The organism is Clostridium sp. CAG:265, assembly GCF_000436575.1.
GTDB classification, from domain to species: Bacteria; Bacillota; Clostridia; order Clostridiales; family Clostridiaceae; genus Clostridium; species Clostridium lentum.
Genome location: NZ_FR886592.1, coordinates 1 through 19,576, shown reverse-complemented (window position 1 = coordinate 19,576; position 19,576 = coordinate 1). Strand labels below are relative to the sequence as shown.

Annotated in this window: 14 protein-coding genes and 2 pseudogenes; all 16 read right to left on the bottom strand. The window is 29.5% G+C overall.

What is annotated here, in order from left to right; all coding sequences use genetic code 11:
• Positions 1 to 73: 73 nt before the first annotated feature.
• A pseudogene (gene dnaE, locus Q5O29_RS02885) lies at positions 74 to 1,306 on the bottom strand (DNA polymerase III subunit alpha); the annotation flags it as partial.
• A gap of 20 nt (positions 1,307 to 1,326) precedes the next feature.
• Positions 1,327 to 2,277, bottom strand: coding sequence for a DNA-binding protein WhiA (gene whiA, locus Q5O29_RS02880; protein ID WP_022211506.1), 951 nt, complete (start codon positions 2,275 to 2,277; stop codon positions 1,327 to 1,329).
• Between the two features lie 211 nt (positions 2,278 to 2,488).
• A pseudogene (gene yvcK / locus Q5O29_RS02875) lies at positions 2,489 to 3,418 on the bottom strand (uridine diphosphate-N-acetylglucosamine-binding protein YvcK); the annotation flags it as partial.
• A 23-nt stretch (positions 3,419 to 3,441) separates the two neighbouring features.
• A complete protein-coding gene (gene rapZ / locus Q5O29_RS02870) occupies positions 3,442 to 4,326 on the bottom strand; it encodes an RNase adapter RapZ (protein WP_022211504.1) in 885 nt (294 codons plus the stop codon).
• A gap of 114 nt (positions 4,327 to 4,440) precedes the next feature.
• Positions 4,441 to 5,361 carry a UDP-N-acetylmuramate dehydrogenase gene (gene murB, locus Q5O29_RS02865; protein WP_022211503.1) on the bottom strand — a complete coding sequence of 307 codons (921 nt, stop codon included), beginning with the start codon at positions 5,359 to 5,361 and terminating at the stop codon, positions 4,441 to 4,443.
• A gap of 76 nt (positions 5,362 to 5,437) precedes the next feature.
• Positions 5,438 to 7,309, bottom strand: a complete 1,872-nt coding sequence (uvrC, locus tag Q5O29_RS02860; protein ID WP_022211502.1) for an excinuclease ABC subunit UvrC — start codon at positions 7,307 to 7,309, stop codon at positions 5,438 to 5,440.
• An 80-nt stretch (positions 7,310 to 7,389) separates the two neighbouring features.
• A complete protein-coding gene (locus Q5O29_RS02855; protein ID WP_022211501.1) occupies positions 7,390 to 8,952 on the bottom strand; it encodes a penicillin-binding protein 2 in 1,563 nt (520 codons plus the stop codon).
• A gap of 4 nt (positions 8,953 to 8,956) precedes the next feature.
• Positions 8,957 to 10,192 (bottom strand): FtsW/RodA/SpoVE family cell cycle protein, encoded by a 1,236-nt coding sequence (locus Q5O29_RS02850; RefSeq protein WP_022211500.1) that lies wholly within the window; start codon positions 10,190 to 10,192, stop codon positions 8,957 to 8,959.
• A 14-nt stretch (positions 10,193 to 10,206) separates the two neighbouring features.
• On the bottom strand, positions 10,207 to 10,659 hold the full coding sequence (locus Q5O29_RS02845; RefSeq protein WP_022211499.1) for an FHA domain-containing protein: 453 nt from the start codon (positions 10,657 to 10,659) through the stop codon (positions 10,207 to 10,209).
• A 72-nt stretch (positions 10,660 to 10,731) separates the two neighbouring features.
• Entirely contained in the window at positions 10,732 to 13,557 is a 2,826-nt protein-coding gene (uvrA, locus tag Q5O29_RS02840) for an excinuclease ABC subunit UvrA (protein ID WP_022211498.1), read from the bottom strand.
• Between the two features lie 236 nt (positions 13,558 to 13,793).
• A complete protein-coding gene (locus Q5O29_RS02835) occupies positions 13,794 to 14,732 on the bottom strand; it encodes a sensor histidine kinase KdpD (RefSeq protein ID WP_022211497.1) in 939 nt (312 codons plus the stop codon).
• 185 nt (positions 14,733 to 14,917) lie between these two features.
• Entirely contained in the window at positions 14,918 to 16,534 is a 1,617-nt protein-coding gene (locus Q5O29_RS02830) for an ABC transporter permease (RefSeq protein WP_022211496.1), read from the bottom strand.
• Positions 16,527 to 17,240 (bottom strand): ABC transporter ATP-binding protein, encoded by a 714-nt coding sequence (locus Q5O29_RS02825; RefSeq protein WP_022211495.1) that lies wholly within the window; start codon positions 17,238 to 17,240, stop codon positions 16,527 to 16,529. Before Q5O29_RS02825 ends, Q5O29_RS02830 begins: the two co-directional genes overlap by 8 nt.
• Positions 17,241 to 17,281: 41 nt before the next feature.
• Complete coding sequence (locus Q5O29_RS02820) at positions 17,282 to 17,575, bottom strand: hypothetical protein (protein WP_022211494.1); 294 nt, start codon at positions 17,573 to 17,575, stop codon at positions 17,282 to 17,284.
• 20 nt (positions 17,576 to 17,595) lie between these two features.
• A complete protein-coding gene (locus tag Q5O29_RS02815) occupies positions 17,596 to 18,477 on the bottom strand; it encodes an ABC transporter permease (protein ID WP_022211493.1) in 882 nt (293 codons plus the stop codon).
• Complete coding sequence (locus Q5O29_RS02810; protein WP_022211492.1) at positions 18,470 to 19,393, bottom strand: ABC transporter ATP-binding protein; 924 nt, start codon at positions 19,391 to 19,393, stop codon at positions 18,470 to 18,472. Before Q5O29_RS02810 ends, Q5O29_RS02815 begins: the two co-directional genes overlap by 8 nt.
• Positions 19,394 to 19,576 lie beyond the last annotated feature (183 nt).

Genomic DNA, 19,576 nt, shown 5'->3' with positions numbered 1-19,576 from the left:
TGGCTGCTGATTAGCATGCTAATTATTATTAGTTTAGCTTTCCAGCAATTCACCCAATTTAATGAGCGCATCTTAATTCACGCTCAAAGATTAAACTATACTTTATAGGGTCTATCTTTGTTATTCCTAAAGTATAAGCTACAATTGAACCTGCCGCAGATCCACGCCCAGGTCCAGTTGGAATACCATGTTCGTTGGAGAAATGAATAAAATCCCAAGTTATTAAAAAGTAATCAACATACCCCATTTCATTAATAACACCAAGCTCATATTCAAGTCTTTCCACATATCCTAATGCTTCTTCATTAGTGTTTGCAAAATCCTTAATGGATTTAACATCTACAGGCATATTTCTAAAGCCTTCAAAGACATCATACCTCTCAATAAGACCACCATAACAGACTTCCTGTAAGTATTCAAAATGATCCTTATTATCTGGTACAGGAAAATTTGGTAACTTTGATACATGGAATTCATAATCAAAATTACATTCCTCTGCAATCTTAATACTATTTTCCAATGCTTCTGGTACATAAGAAAATAAATCCCTCATTTCATCAGCTGACTTTAAATAAAACTGATCTGAAGGATACCTTCTCCTATTGGTATCTTCAATGGTCTTTCCTGTTTGAATACACATCAATATGTCATGGGCCTTTGAGTCTTCTTGAGTTAAATAATGAACATCGTTAGTTGCTATAAGTGGTATACCAGTTTCCTTAGATAACTTCATATTCCAATCTATAACCTTACGCTGCTCTTCCATGCCATGATCTTGTATTTCTAAATAGAAACCATCTTTAAAAATATCTTTATATTCTAAAGCTACTTTCTTGGCTTTTTCATAGTCATCTGCCATTATAGCTCTTTGTACCTCTCCTCCAAGACATGCACTTAAGGCAATTATACCTTCACTATGGCTTTTTAAATATTCATGGTCAACCCTCGGCTTATAATAAAAACCATCAATTGATGCTGCCGACACTATCTTCATTAAGTTTTCATAACCAATTTCATTTTTCACCAACAATACTAAGTGATTTGTAGAATTTTCTTTATCTGCAACCTTTATATTCATGGATTTAGCTGCAACATAAACTTCACATCCTAGTATTGGCTTTATTCCATTTGCCACTGCTTCCTTATAAAAAGCTACACACCCATACATGACACCATGGTCAGTTATAGCTATGCTTTTCATACCAAGTTCTTTAGCCCTTGCTATAAGCTTTTTAATTTTAGCTGAACTATCTAGCAAACTATATTCAGTATGCAAATGAAGATGGCAAAATTCCTTTGACAAAATATCACCCCTTTTTAATTCTTTTAATAATTTCCACTTCTTATTTCCTCGGCAATTTTTTCAATTTTTCTTAGTCTATGATTTATTCCTGATTTACCTACTGGTGGATTTAACATTTCACCTAATTCTTTAAGTGATTCATCAGGGTAGCTCAATCTTAATTCTGCTACTTCCTGCAGATTCTTAGGTAATCTCTTAAGACCAATCTTTTCTTGAATAAGCTTAATACTTTCAACTTGTCTTACTGCTGCATTTACTGTCTTGCTTAAATTGGCAGTTTCACAATTAACAAGCCTATTAACATTATTTCTCATTTCCTTCATTATTCTTATGTTTTCTAACTCTAGCAAAGAAGTATGCGCTCCTATTATATTTAAAAGGTCTACTATTTGTTCTCCTTCTTTTATATAAATAATATAACTGTTTTTCCTTTGTATAACTTTTGAATTTAATCCAAAAGAATTTATTAATTTACATAAATCTTTAGCGTATTCTTCACTATGAATTACAAACTCTAAATGATATGTCTTTTCAGGATTACTGATACTTCCACCACCAATGAATGCTCCTCTTATATAAGCTTTTTTATATTCATCAGTTTTTATCATTTCAGGATCTATCTTATAATCTAAAGTTAATACTCCATCAATTTCTTGAAAAATCCCTGTCTTCTTTAATAAATCCCTTACACCCATTTCTTCATCTATTAATACCATATATATATTATTCTTCTTAAGTGAATTGCTCTTTTTAACCATCAGCTTAGAATGTATATCAAAATATTCTTTTAATATAGTAAATATATGTCTTGCTGATGCTGGATTTTCTGTGGTTATCTTAAAGCTAAGTCCTCTTCCACTAAATCCAATTGTTCCACTGCCTTTCATTATTGCAGAAATCTCTGCCAATGCCTCTTCTATGGATATATCCGTATATCTACATATTTCTCCCTTAACCTTTGCTGAAAACGACATATATTCCTTCTCCTAACTAATTTAAAATACATTATGTATTATATCATAAACTGTTCCGTATGTATCACACTAATAAACTGGAAAGTTCATTTAATTTTTAAGTGCTAATTAACCACCATAAAATATCTGAACTCTCCTCTAAAGCCAATCTTTATTCTTTCCAACAACTAATACTTTTTAAAAATTATATTCATTTCTTTTACATATTCTTCATAATAAGTTCTGCTAATTTGTCTGCATTATGTTTAACATATCTCTTAGTAATCTTAATAAGGTCTGCTTCAATAATTTTTACATTTAAGTTATTTATATTTTCATAGTCTAAAACTACTAGTTCAGCATTTTCTCTAGCATACTTTTCTTTAATATCTGAAGGAATTATTCCATTATTAGCAATAACATAATCAATATTTCCTGATACTCCATAATCCATTAGTACTTTTAAATGGTTAGAAACTTTAAATCCATCAGTTTCTCCTGGCTGAGTCATTACATTTGAAATATATACTTTCTTAGCATCACTTTTACAGATTGCTTCTGATATACCTTTTACAAGAAGATTAGGTATTATACTTGTATAAAGACTTCCTGGACCCATAATAATAACATCTGCACCATTTATTGATTTTATTGCTTCTTCCAATGGCTTTGCATCAATAGGCTTAATAGCTAATTTCTTAATGCTTGTTTTTCTTACAATAACTTCACTAGGTATTTTTGATTCACCTTCTATTATTTCACCATTTTCCAATTCAGCAACAAGTTTCATATCATCTAAAGTTACTGGTAGTACCTTCCCTTTAACAGCTAAAACTGAACTCATTTTTTGTACTGCATCTTCAAAATTTTCACTTATACCCGCCATCGCCGCTAAAAAAAGATTCCCAAAGCATTGCCCCTTTAAACTACCTTCAGTAAATCTATATTGTAACAGATCCTCCATTAAAGGTTCTGTATCAGCCAATGCTAAAATGCAGTTTCTTATATCTCCCGGTGGAAGCATTCCTAAGTCTTCTCTTATCTTGCCTGACCCTCCACCATCATCACCTACAGTCACAATAGCAGTTATATGGCTTGTATATTTTTTTAATCCTCTTAACATGGTGGAAAGTCCAGTCCCTCCACCTATAACCACAACCTTAACCTCATTATTCTCTTTTATCATCATAGTTTTTTATCTCCCTTATGTACATCTTCCTTAATATCTCTATGCTCTACATAAACATCGTGATTATTAGAATGTAGTGTTTCATAAATTGAATTGGCTATTGCCACTGATCTATGTCTTCCTCCTGTACATCCAATGGAAATTATCAACTGTCTCTTACCTTCCTTTTGGTAATTAGGAATTAAAAATTCAAACATATCATTTGCTTTTTCTAAAAATGTTTGTGTTTCTATTTGATCCATAACATAGTTCTTTACAGGTTCATCATTGCCTGAAAACGGCTTAAGTTCTGGAATATAGAAAGGATTTGGAATAAATCTTACATCAAACACCAAATCTGAATCTACAGGAATTCCATATTTAAAGCCAAAGCTTAATATAGTAATAGCCATTTGTTTTTCTGGCATTTCTTTATCACCAAATTTTCTAGCCATTTCTTCTCTTAAATCCTTTATAGCATACTTGGATGTATCTATAATTACATCAGCTTTATCCTTTACTTCTCTAAGCTTTTGTCTTTCAAGTTCAATTCCTGTAATCACTCTTCCACCTGGTGCTAATGGATGGCTTCTTCTCTTTTCCTTAAACCTCTTAACCAGTACTTCATCTGAAGTATCTAAGAATAATATTTCATATCGGAATTGTTCCCTAGATAATTCACTTAAACTCTCAAATAAATCATCAAAGAAAATACCACCTCTAATATCCATAACTAAGGCAACTTTATCAATTGATCCCTGGCTTTGCTTACATACTTCTGCAAATTTCTTTATAAGTTTTGGTGGTAAGTTATCTACACAAAAATACCCCATATCCTCTAATGCATTTGTTGCCTCTGATTTTCCTGCTCCAGATAGTCCTGTTACAATTATAAATCTCATGTATCTTTTCCTCCTAAAATAATACTATATTATACTTAACTCCATCATTAATTTAATTATATCACGACAAAAAAGGAGATGCAGTAATACATCCCCTTAATTATAAATTATAAATTAATTTTCATCTTCTCCAACAATTCTTACTTCTGTATGAAGATCTACACCAAATTGCTTTTTGACTTCATCTTGAATATGTTTAATTAAATTTAATATATCCTTTGCTCTTGCTCCACCTTTATTAATAACAAAACCTGAGTGCTTGCTAGAAACTGCTGCCCCATTCATTTCATACCCTTTTAATCCAGCATCCTGAATTAACTTTCCTGCAAAATAACCTTCTGGTCTCTTAAATGTGCTTCCTGCTGATGGATACTCAAGCGGTTGCTTAGATTCTCTCTTTTCAGTTAAATCTGTAATCATTTCCCTAATAGTCTTTACTTCACCATGTTTTAAGTCTAAAGTAGCACTTAAAACTATATATCCCTTTTTCATTACAGCAGAAGATCTATAACCAAAATCTAATTCTTCTTTAGATAAAGTCTTTATTTCTCCATCTTCACTAATAACCTCTATACTTTCAACTACATCACTCATAGAACCATTATAAGCACCAGCATTCATAAACACTGCTCCTCCAATAGTTCCTGGAATACCACAAGCAAATTCAAATCCTGTTAAAGAATGCTCCATTGCTTTATCTGAAACTGCTTTAAGCATAACTCCTGCTTCAACTTCTATTTTTTCTTCTACTACTTCCATTCCAGTTAATGATGTTAATAAAATTACTACTCCTCTGATTCCTCCATCTTTAACAAGCAAATTAGAACCATTTCCTATAACATATACAGGAATATTATTTTCCCTGCATATCTTAACGCTTTCAATTACTTGCGACTTTGTTTCCGGAATTAATAAAATATCAGCTGGTCCACCAACTTTAAAATTAACATACTTTTTTAATGGCTCATCTATCTTTATATATTCTTCTTTATATAATTGGCTAAACAAATTTCCTGATTTATTATATTTATTCATGGTTAGCTCCTTATTTCTTAATTAATTATATTTAAATAGTATAAATTAAATTATCCCATTTAACAAGGATTTTAATCTATTTGCTTTCATTTCCATTAAAATATTTATAAATACTTTCTGCTGCTTTATTATTTATGCTTGGAGTCTCTAATAATTGATCTAAAGTTGCACTTTTTATGTTATCTACACTACCAAACTTCATTAGTAAGGCTCTTCTTCTTTTTTCTCCTACATTAGGTATATCATCAAGGATAGAATGAAGAGTCCTTTTATCTCTTAAACTTCTATGATATGTTATAGCAAACCTGTGTACTTCATCTTGAATTCTTCTTATAAGCTGCATTAAATTAGAGCTTCTATTAATAATAAGTTCTTCATTATTATAAATAATCCCCCTAGTGGCATGTTTATCATCTTTAACAAGTCCACAAACAGGAATACTTATATTTAAATCCCTTAGTACTTCTAATGCTATATTTATCTGCCCTTTTCCACCATCCATCATTATAATATCAGGAAAATTAGAAAACTTACCTGCTGAAAATTGTAGCTTAGATTCTTGTATCGCCTTTACTTCTTCTAATCCATGAGAAAATCTTCTTGTTAGTATTTCTCTCATACTATCATAATCATTGGCACCTTTAACAGTTTTTATTCTAAACCTTCTATAATCACTATTCTTAGAACGTCCTTCTTCAAAGACAATCATTGAACCTACTGAATCAACACCTTGTATATTGGAAATATCATAGGCTTCAATTCTTGAAGGCCAAATCTCTAAATCTAATAATTCCTGAAGTTCTTCTAATGCTATCTTATTGATTTCCTTGTCCATTAAGTACTTATCTTTAAATTTTTCTAAGGTTATTTGAGCATTATTTTTTACCATATCAAGCATTTCTCTTTTTTGACCCTTTTGTGGAACCTTAATCCAAACCTTAGCTCCTCTTTTAATAGTTAAATATTCTTCAACTAACTCAATATTACTTAATTCTGGAACATATATAGTTCTTGGAACCTTTGCAGTACCTCCATAAAAAGAGGTTGTAAATTCCTCTAATATTTCTTCAATGGAGTCTTCCGCTGTATTTTCAAAAATAAAATGTTCTCTTCCAATAATCTTACCATCTCTAGAGAAGAATATCTGTATGCAGCTATCTTTTTCATCTCTGTAGATATTTATAAAATCTTCATCGCCGTCCATGGTTTTAAATATCTTTTGTTTTTCAACTATAGCTTTTATAGCTATAATTTTATCTCTTAAATCTGCAGCTTTTTCAAATTCTAAGTTCAAAGATGCCTCTTCCATTTCACTTTGAAGCACTTTTAAAACAGTATTATCTCTTCCACTTAAAATATCTATAACATCCTTTATCATTTTACCATACTCTACCTTGTTTATATAGCCACCACATGGTCCAAAACATTTCTTAATATGATAATTTAAACAAGGCCTTACCTTTTCTCCACCTTCTTTAATTAAAAGCTTACAAGTCCTTAAAGGAAAAATTTTATTTATTAAATTAATTGTTTCATATACTGCTGTTCCATTAGTATATGGTCCAAAATACTTGCTTCCATCTTTAGAATAGTTTCTTGTAACAAAGACCCTTGGAAAGTCATCATTAATAGTTATCTTAATAAATGGATAAAACTTATCATCCTTTAGTAATATGTTATAGCGTGGACTATATTTTTTTATTAAGTTACATTCCAAGATTAATGCTTCCATTTCTGAATCTGTAACAATATATTCAAACTCAGCAATATGCTTAACCATTACCCTAACTTTTTCACTATGATTCTTAGAGTTTTGAAAATAACTTTTTACCCTATTTTTTAATATCTTAGCTTTTCCTACATAAATGACTTCTCCAAGAGAATTTTTCATTAAATAAACTCCAGGCTTAGAAGGAAGGTTTTTTAAATGATATTCAAAATCAAACATTTCATCACTCCCTTTCACTACTTTCTAATTAAAAAAAGGAGCTATAAGCTCCTTTTTTTAGAAGAGCTCCCTCTTCTGTATTAATATCCAAGTACTGCTTTTCTTACTACATAACTGGCTATTTCAGCTGAAATTACTGCTCCACTTTCACCATTTTCCACAATAACAGCCACTGCTATTTGTGGGTCATCCATTGGTGCTGCTGAAATAAACCATGCATGAGGAACTGCATCTGTTCCATCTGATAATTTATAATCTGCTGTACCTGTTTTTCCACCAGCATTTGTTCCTTTAAAAGCTGGCCATCTATAAAGATTATTGTCTACTAAATATTTCATATAACTTTTTATAGTTGAAGCTATATCACTTGAAATTACTTGTTTTAATTCAGTATTTTCCATTGTTTTAACAGTATTACCTGCACTATCTAAAATAGAATTTACTAATCTAGGTTGCATCATCACTCCATCATTGGCAACTGTTGCTGCCACTAAGGCCATTTGAATTGGTGTAGATAAAACTCCCCCTTGACCAATACCACTTTGTGCTATTTCACCTTGAGCGTAACTCTCTAGTTTTGGGAACTGACTTGCTGTTATAGTTAATCCTGGTCCACTAATAACTGAATTAAATCCATAGTTTTCTGCTGTTTGTTTTAAAGTATTATTACCTAATTCCATAGCTAATGTTCCAAAAACAACATTACTTGATACTCTATAGGCATATCTTAAATCAATGGCTCCATGTGATTGATATGCATAATTATTTAAAGTAGTTCCATCATCAAATGTTATTTTTCCTTGATCATTAAATGTCCTATTAGCTACTCCTGACATGTTTTCCAAAGCACTTGATAAAGTAACAGTTTTAAATACTGACCCTGGTGGATATAATCCATCTATTGCTCTATTAATGAGAGGACTATCATCAGCACTTCCACTATAAGCTGACTGCAATGCTACCTCTAGATTATTAGGATCAAAAGACGGCTTTGAAACCATAGCTAATATCTCACCTGTTTTAGGATTTATTGCTACTACTGACCCTTTATTATCTCCTAAAGCATCACTAGCTACCTTTTGTAATTCCAAATCTAAAGTAGTAACTATACTATTTCCAGTCTTTGCTTCATTCTCTTCTTTTTCATTTTTAACTTTTATCTTATCTACAAAAGTTTTAAAGTTTTCTGATAAATTTAATTTCTTTTCATTTATTAAATCATCTTTTATATCATTAAATAAACCAGTAAAATCCATACTATTTAAAAATGTTCTATAACTATTTCCTATAAAGCTACTTTTACTTAATTCATTATCATATTCTGACTCAAGACCTGATATTCCATATATTTGATCATAATATCCCAATGGATGCACTAATAACTCACCATAAAGATATTTTCTATCTTGAGTCAAATCATTCACCTTAGTAGTTTCAGTTAAAGCTGTACCATTTCTATCATAAATAGTCCCTCTAATAACTTCATTTTTTGCTGCTATAATTCTTACATTTCCTGAATCTTCAGCTATTTTAGGTCCTCTAAACAGTTGAAAATATGCTATATATGATATTAATGCAATAAATAAAAATAAGAACACAACCATTACATGTTGTACACTTTTAGCTAATTTATTTTCATCCATATTCTTACGCCTCCTCTGATACCTTTTGTAATATTCCTAAAGCAAAGAATATAGTAAGCACTGATGAACCACCATAACTTAATATCGGTAGTGTAATACCAGTTAACGGAATTACTCCAAAAATACCACCTATAATTACTAATGTTTGACATGCTATCATAGTACTAAAACCTACAACAGCTAACTGTGAAAACTTATCATTAGTAACATATGCTGATCTAATACCTCTAAAAAACAACAAAAAGTATATTATCATTAATCCTACTGCAAATATTACACCAAACTCTTCACATATTGCTGCATATATAAAATCTGAATCATTAACAGGAATATACTCTACATACCCTTGCCCAAGTCCACTTCCTATAAGTCCACCTGAAGAAATAGCATATAAAGATTGTACTAATTGGTATCCTGCACCAGAAGCATATTCCCATGGATTTCTCCAAATCATAACTCTTTCCCTTACATGGGCAAAAAGATTATACCCTAATATGGCTCCTACTGTAGCACCACCTAAACTTAATGCTACATATAGCTTTTTAGAAGTTGCCACATAAAGAAGACTTATAATTATTCCAAAAAATATAAGTGCTGAACCTAAATCTGCTTGTGCAACTAAAAATATAAGGGAAAACCCAGCTACTAATGCTGGTACTATAAGTTGTTTTACATCATCTTTAATACTTCCATTATCCTCATATTCAGAAAAAGCTGCTGCCAAGTATAATACTAATGTTATTTTCCCAAACTCTGAAGGTTGAATCATAAATTTACCTATGCTTATCCAGTTATAAGCCCCACCAATAGCTGATGCTCCAGTTATTTTTGCATATAAAAATGCCATGGGCATAAGTACTATGGTTGCAATCATATAAACTTTCTTATATTTAGCAAACCTGCTCATTTCCGGTATAATGGCTACTACTAATATGTAACCTATTACTCCAAGAGTAACCCATACTAACTGCTTTACAGAAGTTGATTTATCAATTCTATAAAGCATAGCTATACTTACTACTGCTAAAATACTTGCAAAATTTAAAATAAATTTATCACCATCAGGATAATACCTTCTAATGACAAAGTGGGAATAGCCTATTAAAAAACATAGAACTACTCCCATAACTATTGCAAGAGTATCGAATGGCTTTGATTGAAAGCCTAGATAAATAAAAAGCAGTAAGCATAGTAAATAAATCATTCTTAATAATTTCTTTTCCTGCTTAAATCCTTTCATGCCTTTAACCACCTCTATTGCTTTCCTGGTTTTAACACCTTAAAAATAGCACTTCCTATTTTTATTTCATCACCAGCTGTTAATTTTACTTTATCTTTTATTCTTTCTTCATTTACATATACACCATTGGTACTATTTAAATCTTGAATATAAAGATTATTATTTTTAACATATAACTTAGCATGATAACCAGATGCAAATGGCTCTGATAAAACTATTAAATTATCTTCTCTTCTACCTATTGTTAACTCTGTTCTGACTAAAATCACAGAACCCTCTTCCAAATCTTCACTAGCCCCTGGATTAACTACTTCCACTGCATATTTTCTTGCTGCTGGATTACTTTTCTTCTTACCACCAGTCTTTACATCCTTGTACATTATTTTTAATGAATAATATATTATACCATATAAAAATACAATAAAGGCTATCCCAAATACAAAGGCCATTATCTTGCTAATACTCATTTCTTCACCTCTATCTACTGTTCTTCAATCTAATATTAATAGTTATTGGAAAAAATAACAACCCACCTATTATTATCTTAATAACTTTTTAAGATATTTTCCAGTGTATGAATCCCCCACTTTTACTATTTCCTCTGGTTTTCCTTTAGCCACTATAGTGCCGCCCTTATCTCCACCTTCTGGACCTAAATCTATTATATAATCTGCACATTTTATCATATCTAAATTATGCTCAATAACTACTACAGTATTTCCTCCATCTACAAGCCTTTGAACAATATGTACTAGTCTATTTACATCATCTACATGAAGTCCAGTAGTTGGTTCATCTAAAATATATAAAGTCTTTCCTGTGCTTCTCTTAGATAATTCATAAGCAAGCTTTATTCTTTGAGCTTCTCCACCTGATAATTGTGTTGATGGCTGCCCTAACCTTATATATCCTAAACCAACATCATATAATGTTTGAATTTTATTCTTAATTCGTGGAATATTTTCAAAAAATTCTAAGGCTTCCTCTACAGTCATGTTTAATATATCATCTATATTTTTACCTTTATATTTAACTTCTAAAGTTTCCCTATTATATCTTTTCCCTTTACATACTTCACATGGAACATAAACATCAGATAAAAACTGCATTTCTATTTTAATTATTCCATCACCTGCACAAGCTTCACATCTTCCACCTTTTACATTAAAACTAAATCTTCCTGGCTTATACCCTCTCATTTTAGCTTCTGTTGTTTGAGCAAATAATTCTCTAATAATATCAAATGTTCCTGTGTATGTTGCTGGATTTGATCTTGGGGTTCTTCCAATTGGACTTTGATCTATATCAATAATCTTATCTATATTTTCATAGCCTAATATTTCTCTATGTGCTCCAACTGGATTCTTGCTCTTATTAACAAGCTTATTTAATCCTTTATAAAGTATTTGATTAATTAAAGTACTCTTTCCAGAACCAGATACACCAGTAACCATTGTTAATGTCCCTAGTGGAATATCTACATTAACATTCTTAAGGTTATTTTCTTTGGCACCTTTTATCTTAATAAACTTACCATTACCGCTCCTTCTTTCAGCTGGTAGTTCAACCTTCTTTTCACCTGTTAAGTATTGTCCAGTTATAGACTCCTTACAAGCCATTATCTCTTCCACTGTTCCTGCTGCTATTATCTGTCCACCATGTTCACCTGCTCTTGGACCTATATCTACTATAAAATCAGCCTCCCTCATAGTATCTTCATCATGTTCAACTACTATAACTGTATTTCCTACATCCCTTAAATTTTTAAGAGTTTGAATCAACTTATCATTATCTCTTTGATGAAGACCTATACTTGGCTCATCTAGTATATATAGTACCCCCATAAGTGCTGAACCAATTTGTGTTGCTAACCTAATTCTTTGAGACTCTCCTCCTGATAGTGTTCCTGAATTTCTTGAAAGATTAAGATAATCAAGTCCAACATTAACAAGGAATTCTAGTCTATTCTTTATCTCCTTAATGATTTGGTCACTTATTACTCTATCCTTTTCAGAAAACTCTAAAGAATTTACAAACTCTAATTCATCTTTAATTGGCATCTTTGTGAAATCATAAATGTTTATGCCTCCAATAGTTACTGCTAATGCTTCCTTTTTAAGACGTGCTCCTTTACATCTTGGACAATAGCTATCACTCATATATTGTTCTATTTCAGTTTTAATAACATCAGAGTTAGTTTCTCTATATCTTCTATCTAATGTATTTATTTCACCATCATAAGCATATCTATAAGTGTTTAATGAACCATCTTTTTTGTATTTAACAGTCAAAGTTTTACCTTGTGTTCCATACAATAAAAGATTTAATTCTTCTTTCGAAAACTCCTTAATAGGTTTATTTAAATCAAGGTCATATTCTACACTTAATGCTTTTAATATGGCAAATGTCCATGAATCTTCCTTTAATCTTCCTTCACCCCAAGTTGCTATAGCACCTTCCATAATGCTTAAACTTTTATCAGGAATAATTAAGTCTGGATCAAATTCCATTAGTGTTCCAAGTCCATCACATTTCTCACATTTTCCCCATGGTGAATTAAATGAAAATAACCTAGGTGCTAATTCATCTATGCTTACACCACAATCAGGACAAGCAAAGTGTTCGCTAAATAGAATATCTTCCTGTCCTACTACATTTATGACTACTAATCCTTCAGCCATTTTTAAAGCTGTTTCGATAGATTCAGCTAATCTACTTTCTATTCCTTCTTTAATAACAAGTCTATCTACAACTGCTTCTATATTATGTTTAATATTTTTTTCTAAGCTAATTTCCTCTTCACCTATTTCATAGATTTCACCATCTATCCTTACTCTAACAAATCCTTGCTTTCTTATATTTTCAAGGATCTTTTCATGCATACCTTTTTTTCCTCTAATCACTGGAGCTAAAACTTGAACCTTAGTTTTTTCCCCAAGTTTAATGACATTATCCACAATTTGATCCACAGATTGCTGAGTAATTTCTTTACCACACTTTGGACAATGTGGAGTACCTACTCTAGCGTATAATAACCTTAAGTAATCATATACTTCTGTTATTGTACCCACAGTAGATCTTGGATTTTTGCTTGTGGTTTTTTGATCTATTGAAATTGCTGGTGATAATCCTTCTATATTATCAACATCTGGTTTATTCATTTGCCCTAAGAATTGTCTTGCATATGATGATAAAGATTCAACATATCTTCTTTGTCCTTCTGCATACAAAGTATCAAATGCTAAGGATGATTTTCCTGAACCAGAAAGTCCTGTAAAAACTATTAGCTTATCTCTTGGTATTTCCAAGGAAACATTCTTTAAGTTATGTACTCTTGCACCCTTTACTACTATTTTATCTTTCATAAAGTCCACCTCTTCCCTTATTTATCGCCATTCAATTTATATAAATTAATTCTTTTTATTATTTTTATCATATTATTCTACATTTAATCTCGAACAGACATTCTTTATTACTATTTTAGAATTGTTATTTTTTATTGTCAATTATATTTATTTCTTGTATATCATCTGTTTATAAAAAAATACAAGCAAATAATTTTTCATTAAATTTGCTTACATTGATTATAACTATTTTTATCTTATTTCCATAAAATTTGTATTATTAATTCTTCATTTTTTAAAGTGGCATTTATACTATATCCCAATTTTTCTACTAAGACCTTAGTTATATACAACCCTAATCCTGTATTTCTATCACTTCTTGATTTATCCACAGTATAGAATCTCTTAAATAATTTATCCACATTTTCTTCCGTTAAATCTGTTGTTTTGTTAATAAACTCTGTTATTATTACATCATCCTTTTGTTTTAAAGTAATTTTTACATAACTTTCACCATGTTTAATTATATTTCCTATTAAATTAGTAAAAATTCTTGTAATAGCTCCTTCATCTGATATAATATCTCTAATATTCTCATCTACTTCAATAATCGGATTAATATTATTATTAATAAAATCATTGTAAAATGCGGCTATATTTTCGCATAATATGTTTTTTAAATTTACCTTTTTATAATTAAAGTTATACTCATTTCCTTCTATTCTAGATAAATCGTAAAAACTACTAATAAGCTGTTGTAATGATTTTGTTCTATTTTCTACAATATCTATATACTCATTTTTTTCCTCTTCCGATACTTCTTCTAATCTTGCCATTTGCAAATATCCCATTATTGATGTTAATGGTGTTCTTAAATCATGTGACATATTAGCTATACTAGCTCTTAATTCTTCTTCGTTCTTATTCTTTTCTGCAACAATTCTTTGTTTAGAATCAAAAATCAAATTTATATTTTCAACTAAATACTCTATATCCTTGTCTACAGATTTTGTTTTTATATTTGCATATTCATCTAAATTATTATTAATTTGCTTACTTATTCTTCTAAACTCTCTTTTATATCCTATAATAACAGCTATTAAAACAATAATTATTAGTATTAAAATACATGTTATTCCCATATTTTCTCCTATTCTATATATCAATTCATTATATATACCCCTAGATATACTCATCTATAATTAAACCTCTTAATCTATTTGCATATGAATTCAAATCTAATTTTATAAATATCAAAATTCAATTTATTCTTTAAGTATATTATATACTCTATGCTTAATCCTTCCAACACTATATAAATATAATCAAATTACCTCAATAGAATATTCTAAAAAATGAATATTCCACAGAGGCAACTCTTCTATAATCTATTAAACTTTTCACTACCTATATTATTCAATACCTTAATTGAAACAAATAAAGCTATTAAAAATATAATTAATACTGAACTTAAAATAATCATCATATTTGTAATATTGAATACTTTAACTAATACAACTGATACTGCTACAACTACTAATATTAATATCAATATTCCCAAAATAGTAATCATTACACTTGCACTTTGCTTTACTACTGTTGTTGGATTTGTCCACTCCATCTTTGGAAAATATAAATTAATTATTATTCCTAATATAGCTGATACAATTGCAAATACTATACTAATTACTAAGTTAAATATTAAATACTTTATATCAAACTTTAATCCTATATAAAAAAATACATTTGCTATAATTGATGCTGGAATTGTTATTATTAAATTAGTTATTATTTTACCCTTAAAGATATCATTAGGTTCTATTGGCAATGATTTTAATATCCATAACCTATTTCCTTCTAATGATATTGATGAATTTGTTGTACAAGATAGTCCAATAGTAAATACTAAGAAAACTAATATTTCAACTGGAATCATATTAGCTATCTCAGGATACCCCAAAAATTCCACTAACGTTTCTTTACTTACAAATAACGTTGCAATGGATGCTGCAACTAATAATACCATCCCAAACGCTGTATTCATAACATAAATAGGTGTTGCAAAGTATCTTCTTAGTTCTTGCGTAATCAATGATTTTATTACACTGCTTGCTTCTAACTTTGACACCTTATAATTTGCCTTTTTATAGCTTTCTGATAATTCCCCATTTATAACTTTAAATGTCTTACTAAATACCAAAATAAATATTAAAAATGGAACTATTGATATTAGTATAAACTTTATTAAAGCAAATATATCATAATTTACTAAAGCTTCTTTTAAATACATTGCTGGTAGATATATGCTAGATAGTCCTTTTACTATTGAGTCACTATTTGCAATAAATTCATTAATATAATTTTGCATATTCATTGAAAGTATCATAATTAATAAAAATGCTATCATACCAACAACTGTAGTTACTATATTTTTATGCTTAAATCTTGATGATACAAATGTTATAGCAACAGCTATTATTGAAGCTGATATTATTGGAATCATTGGTATAAATATTAACCCTATTATTAATATAATGAAGAAAATCCATGACAAACTTCCATTATAGATAAAATATACTATTGAAGCCGGTACTATTACAAGTGCTGTTCCTATATAGTTTATAGACATTAAACTTAATATTTTACTAGTTAATATTGTACTATTTCTTATAGGTAAAGCCATTAATAAATCGTAATCTTTTGAACTAAATAATGTTCCTTGCGCTTTATATATTGATGTTATAAAGCTTAAAATACATGAAAATAATACAGCAACTATTAATATTAAATCTAAATATCCCATTGGTTTTAATACTGTAGCTAACGCTATTGAATATGTGGTTGACATAAAGCATATTACTGCTGCTATTAATAACAATGTAGCTGTAGTAATTAATAACTTCTTCTTTTCATTAGAAGTGCTAACCCCTTTAGATAAAGAATTAATTCTTGTGCTATTTATAAATGAATTTTTTAATAAAATAAATAAATTACTCATTATCAATCAACTCCATAAATACTTCTTCTAAAGAATTATTACCTTTAACTTGTTCAGTAGTCCCTTCTGCAACTATTTTCCCATCTTTAATAATTGCAATCTTATCACATAATTTTTCTGCTACCTCTAATACATGAGTTGAAAAGAATATTGCACTACCTTCATTGCAAAGTTCTCTCATTATTTCTTTAAGTGTATGAGAAGCCTTAGGATCTAATCCAACAAATGGCTCATCTAATATTAATAACTTTGGTTTATGAATTAATGCTGATATTACTGCTAACTTTTGTTTCATACCATGGGAATATGAAGAAATTAAATCCCCTAAATATTTAGTTAACTCAAGCTTATCTCCATAATATTTAATTAATTTTTCTCTTTGTTCTTTACTTATTTTATAAATATCTGCAATAAAGCTTAAATATTGTATTCCAGTTAAAGCTTCATAAAGATCTGGATTATCTGGAATATATGCCATTACTTTTTTACATTCTATAGCATTTTTCTTAATAGATTTACTATCTATTAATATATCCCCTTCACTAAATTCTAATATTCCAACTATAGATTTAATCGTTGTTGTTTTTCCTGCACCATTGTGACCTATAAATCCAAATATCTCCCCACTATTTACAGTTAAAGATATATTATCAACTGCTTTTTTGCCCTTTGAATATTCTTTTGAAAAGTTCTTTATTTCTAACATACTATTTCTCCCCTTATACTTATTCCCCTTTTATAATATCCTTATAAATTTGAAACTAATGTAAAAATTTGAATAACTATAGCTAATAATGATAAAATTATATTCCTTTTTATTTCTGCTGATTTACCATTTCCATTGGGTAAAAAACCAAGTCCATATATCCCAATTGGTATAATAACAGCAATTATCTTTGACATATAATTTTGTAATTCACCACTAACTGAAATCTGCATTCCTACTTTATTAGGTAATATAATAAATGATATAATTCCTAAAATAAAAATAACTATCCCAAAGCCTAATTTAATGTTCTTTTCTAATTTACTATTAATCATTTTTAATCTACTAACCTTTCTTATTTGATATCTTGCGACTTAAATATTTTTATTCCCATAAATAACGAAATTGCTATTGTTACTAATGAAATTATTACTGATCTTAACAAATCTCCATTTCCTGCTTTAATTGAAGTTGCTAATGCTGAATTATAAAATGGTAATACCTCATAAACTCTATCGAACCAAGGATATATTCCGTATAAAAATCTAGCTAACGTAGGAATCCCTATAAATATTGCTACTGTTATTCCTATTGTAGCTCCATTACTTTTTACTAATGTTGCTATAATCATAGCTAATGCTGCTACTGCTGAACCCGCAATAACTGATGCAACAAATGTTTTTATCATTCCTAATAGTTGTGAAATTTCAAAAGCTTGTCCCCAGCCATTCATTAGCGTTACTACTATGGTTGGTAGGATTGTCATAACAGCTAAAATTATTGTAACTGCTATAACCATAGATACAAATTTTGCTAGATAAAATTCTTCTCTCCTCTTACCGTAAGCTAAGAAATTTTTAATTGTACCTTGTGAGTATTCTTTTGCTATTAATGCTCCTACTAATATACCTATTATTATTTCTATAACTCCTGACCCAAATGAAGCATGGTATACTTCTATTGAAGTTGGATTCATCATATCTTTAGCTTGTAACTGAATTCCTAGTTGGCCTGGTGTTACTATTGCTTCACTTTCAGACATACTTGTTAATTGTTCCATAAGAACCTCTTTTTGATCTTGTGGCATATTTCCTAAACTATCATTAAGTATTTTCTCAAAAACCGATGAACACATAACTACTGTCAATGTAGATAATAAAACTGCAACACATATTAGTACTTTAAATGTTCTATTTTTAAATAGCTTATATAATTCTGCTTGTATTGCTTTAAGCATTTAAAACACCTCCAACTTTATTCATAAAGTATTCCTCCAAATTTTCACCTTTAACACTTATACTTTCAACAATAATTCCGGATCTTGATAATAACGAATTTACTTCACCAACATTATCCAAATTAGAAAATACCTTTATGTTACTATCTTCTAATACCTCATAATCACTTATTCCTAATTCTCTCTCTAACAAAATTACCGCCCTAGCTGTATTATCAACCTTTAAATCTATATATTGTCTACATTTTTTGGATAGTTGCTTAGCTGTAATTTCTTCAATTAATTTTCCATTTGAGATTATTCCATAAGTTGTTGCAAGTTCTGATAGCTCACTTAATATATGGCTTGATATCAATATTGTCATATCTTTTTCTTTATTTATCTTCTTTAATAATTCTCTTATTTCAACAATTCCCATTGGATCAAGTCCATTTATAGGTTCATCTAATATAAGCAATTTAGGATTTCCCATTAGTGCATTTGCAATTCCTAATCTTTGTCTCATTCCTAAAGAAAAGTTCTTAACTTTTTTCTTTTCAACATCTTTTAATCCAACTAATTCTAATACTTCATCTATACATTTCTTTCCTGGTATATTCCTTACTAATCTAGATACTTCTAGGTTTTCTCTTGCCGTCATATTAGTATAAAATGAAGGGGATTCAATTAAACTTCCAACCATTGTTCTTGCCTTATTTAACTCATTTTCCTCATTTGCCCCTAAAAGCTCTATTTCTCCACCACTTTTATGAATTAATCCTGTAATAAGTCTAATTAATGTTGTTTTACCAGCACCATTTTGACCTATAAATCCATATATATCACCTTTTTTAATAGTCATATTAACATTATCTACAGCCAGTTGTTCACCATATTTTTTAGTAATGTTATATGTCTTCAATACAACTTTTTTCATTTTTATTTACCCCCTAAGTATTAATTTATCTATCACTTCTTTTTTTATTTAAATTCTTAATTTACTTACATTGTATATCCATAGTTGTAAGATACCTTAAAGAAAATATTAAGAAAGTATTAAGTTTCAAAGATAAAAAATAAGATTAAAAAAGTGGCTTTCGCCACGCTCCCTTCGGGAATT

What these genes read in the sequence shown, in the direction of transcription:
- Q5O29_RS02850 (WP_022211500.1), bottom strand. Translation starts at nt 10,192, where the DNA reads ATGAAAGGATTTAAGCAGGAAAAGAAATTATTAAGAATGATTTATTTA.
- Q5O29_RS02820 (WP_022211494.1), bottom strand. Translation starts at nt 17,575, where the DNA reads ATGATTAATAGTAAATTAGAAAAGAACATTAAATTAGGCTTTGGGATA.
- Q5O29_RS02835 (WP_022211497.1), bottom strand. Translation starts at nt 14,732, where the DNA reads ATGAGTATATCTAGGGGTATATATAATGAATTGATATATAGAATAGGA.
- Q5O29_RS02810 (WP_022211492.1), bottom strand. Translation starts at nt 19,393, where the DNA reads ATGAAAAAAGTTGTATTGAAGACATATAACATTACTAAAAAATATGGT.
- murB (WP_022211503.1), bottom strand. Translation starts at nt 5,361, where the DNA reads ATGAATAAATATAATAAATCAGGAAATTTGTTTAGCCAATTATATAAA.
- Q5O29_RS02855 (WP_022211501.1), bottom strand. Translation starts at nt 8,952, where the DNA reads ATGGATGAAAATAAATTAGCTAAAAGTGTACAACATGTAATGGTTGTG.
- Q5O29_RS02845 (WP_022211499.1), bottom strand. Translation starts at nt 10,659, where the DNA reads ATGAGTATTAGCAAGATAATGGCCTTTGTATTTGGGATAGCCTTTATT.
- uvrA (WP_022211498.1), bottom strand. Translation starts at nt 13,557, where the DNA reads ATGAAAGATAAAATAGTAGTAAAGGGTGCAAGAGTACATAACTTAAAG.
- whiA (WP_022211506.1), bottom strand. Translation starts at nt 2,277, where the DNA reads ATGTCGTTTTCAGCAAAGGTTAAGGGAGAAATATGTAGATATACGGAT.
- uvrC (WP_022211502.1), bottom strand. Translation starts at nt 7,309, where the DNA reads ATGTTTGATTTTGAATATCATTTAAAAAACCTTCCTTCTAAGCCTGGA.
- Q5O29_RS02815 (WP_022211493.1), bottom strand. Translation starts at nt 18,477, where the DNA reads ATGCTTAAAGCAATACAAGCAGAATTATATAAGCTATTTAAAAATAGA.
- rapZ (WP_022211504.1), bottom strand. Translation starts at nt 4,326, where the DNA reads ATGAGATTTATAATTGTAACAGGACTATCTGGAGCAGGAAAATCAGAG.
- Q5O29_RS02830 (WP_022211496.1), bottom strand. Translation starts at nt 16,534, where the DNA reads ATGAGTAATTTATTTATTTTATTAAAAAATTCATTTATAAATAGCACA.
- Q5O29_RS02825 (WP_022211495.1), bottom strand. Translation starts at nt 17,240, where the DNA reads ATGTTAGAAATAAAGAACTTTTCAAAAGAATATTCAAAGGGCAAAAAA.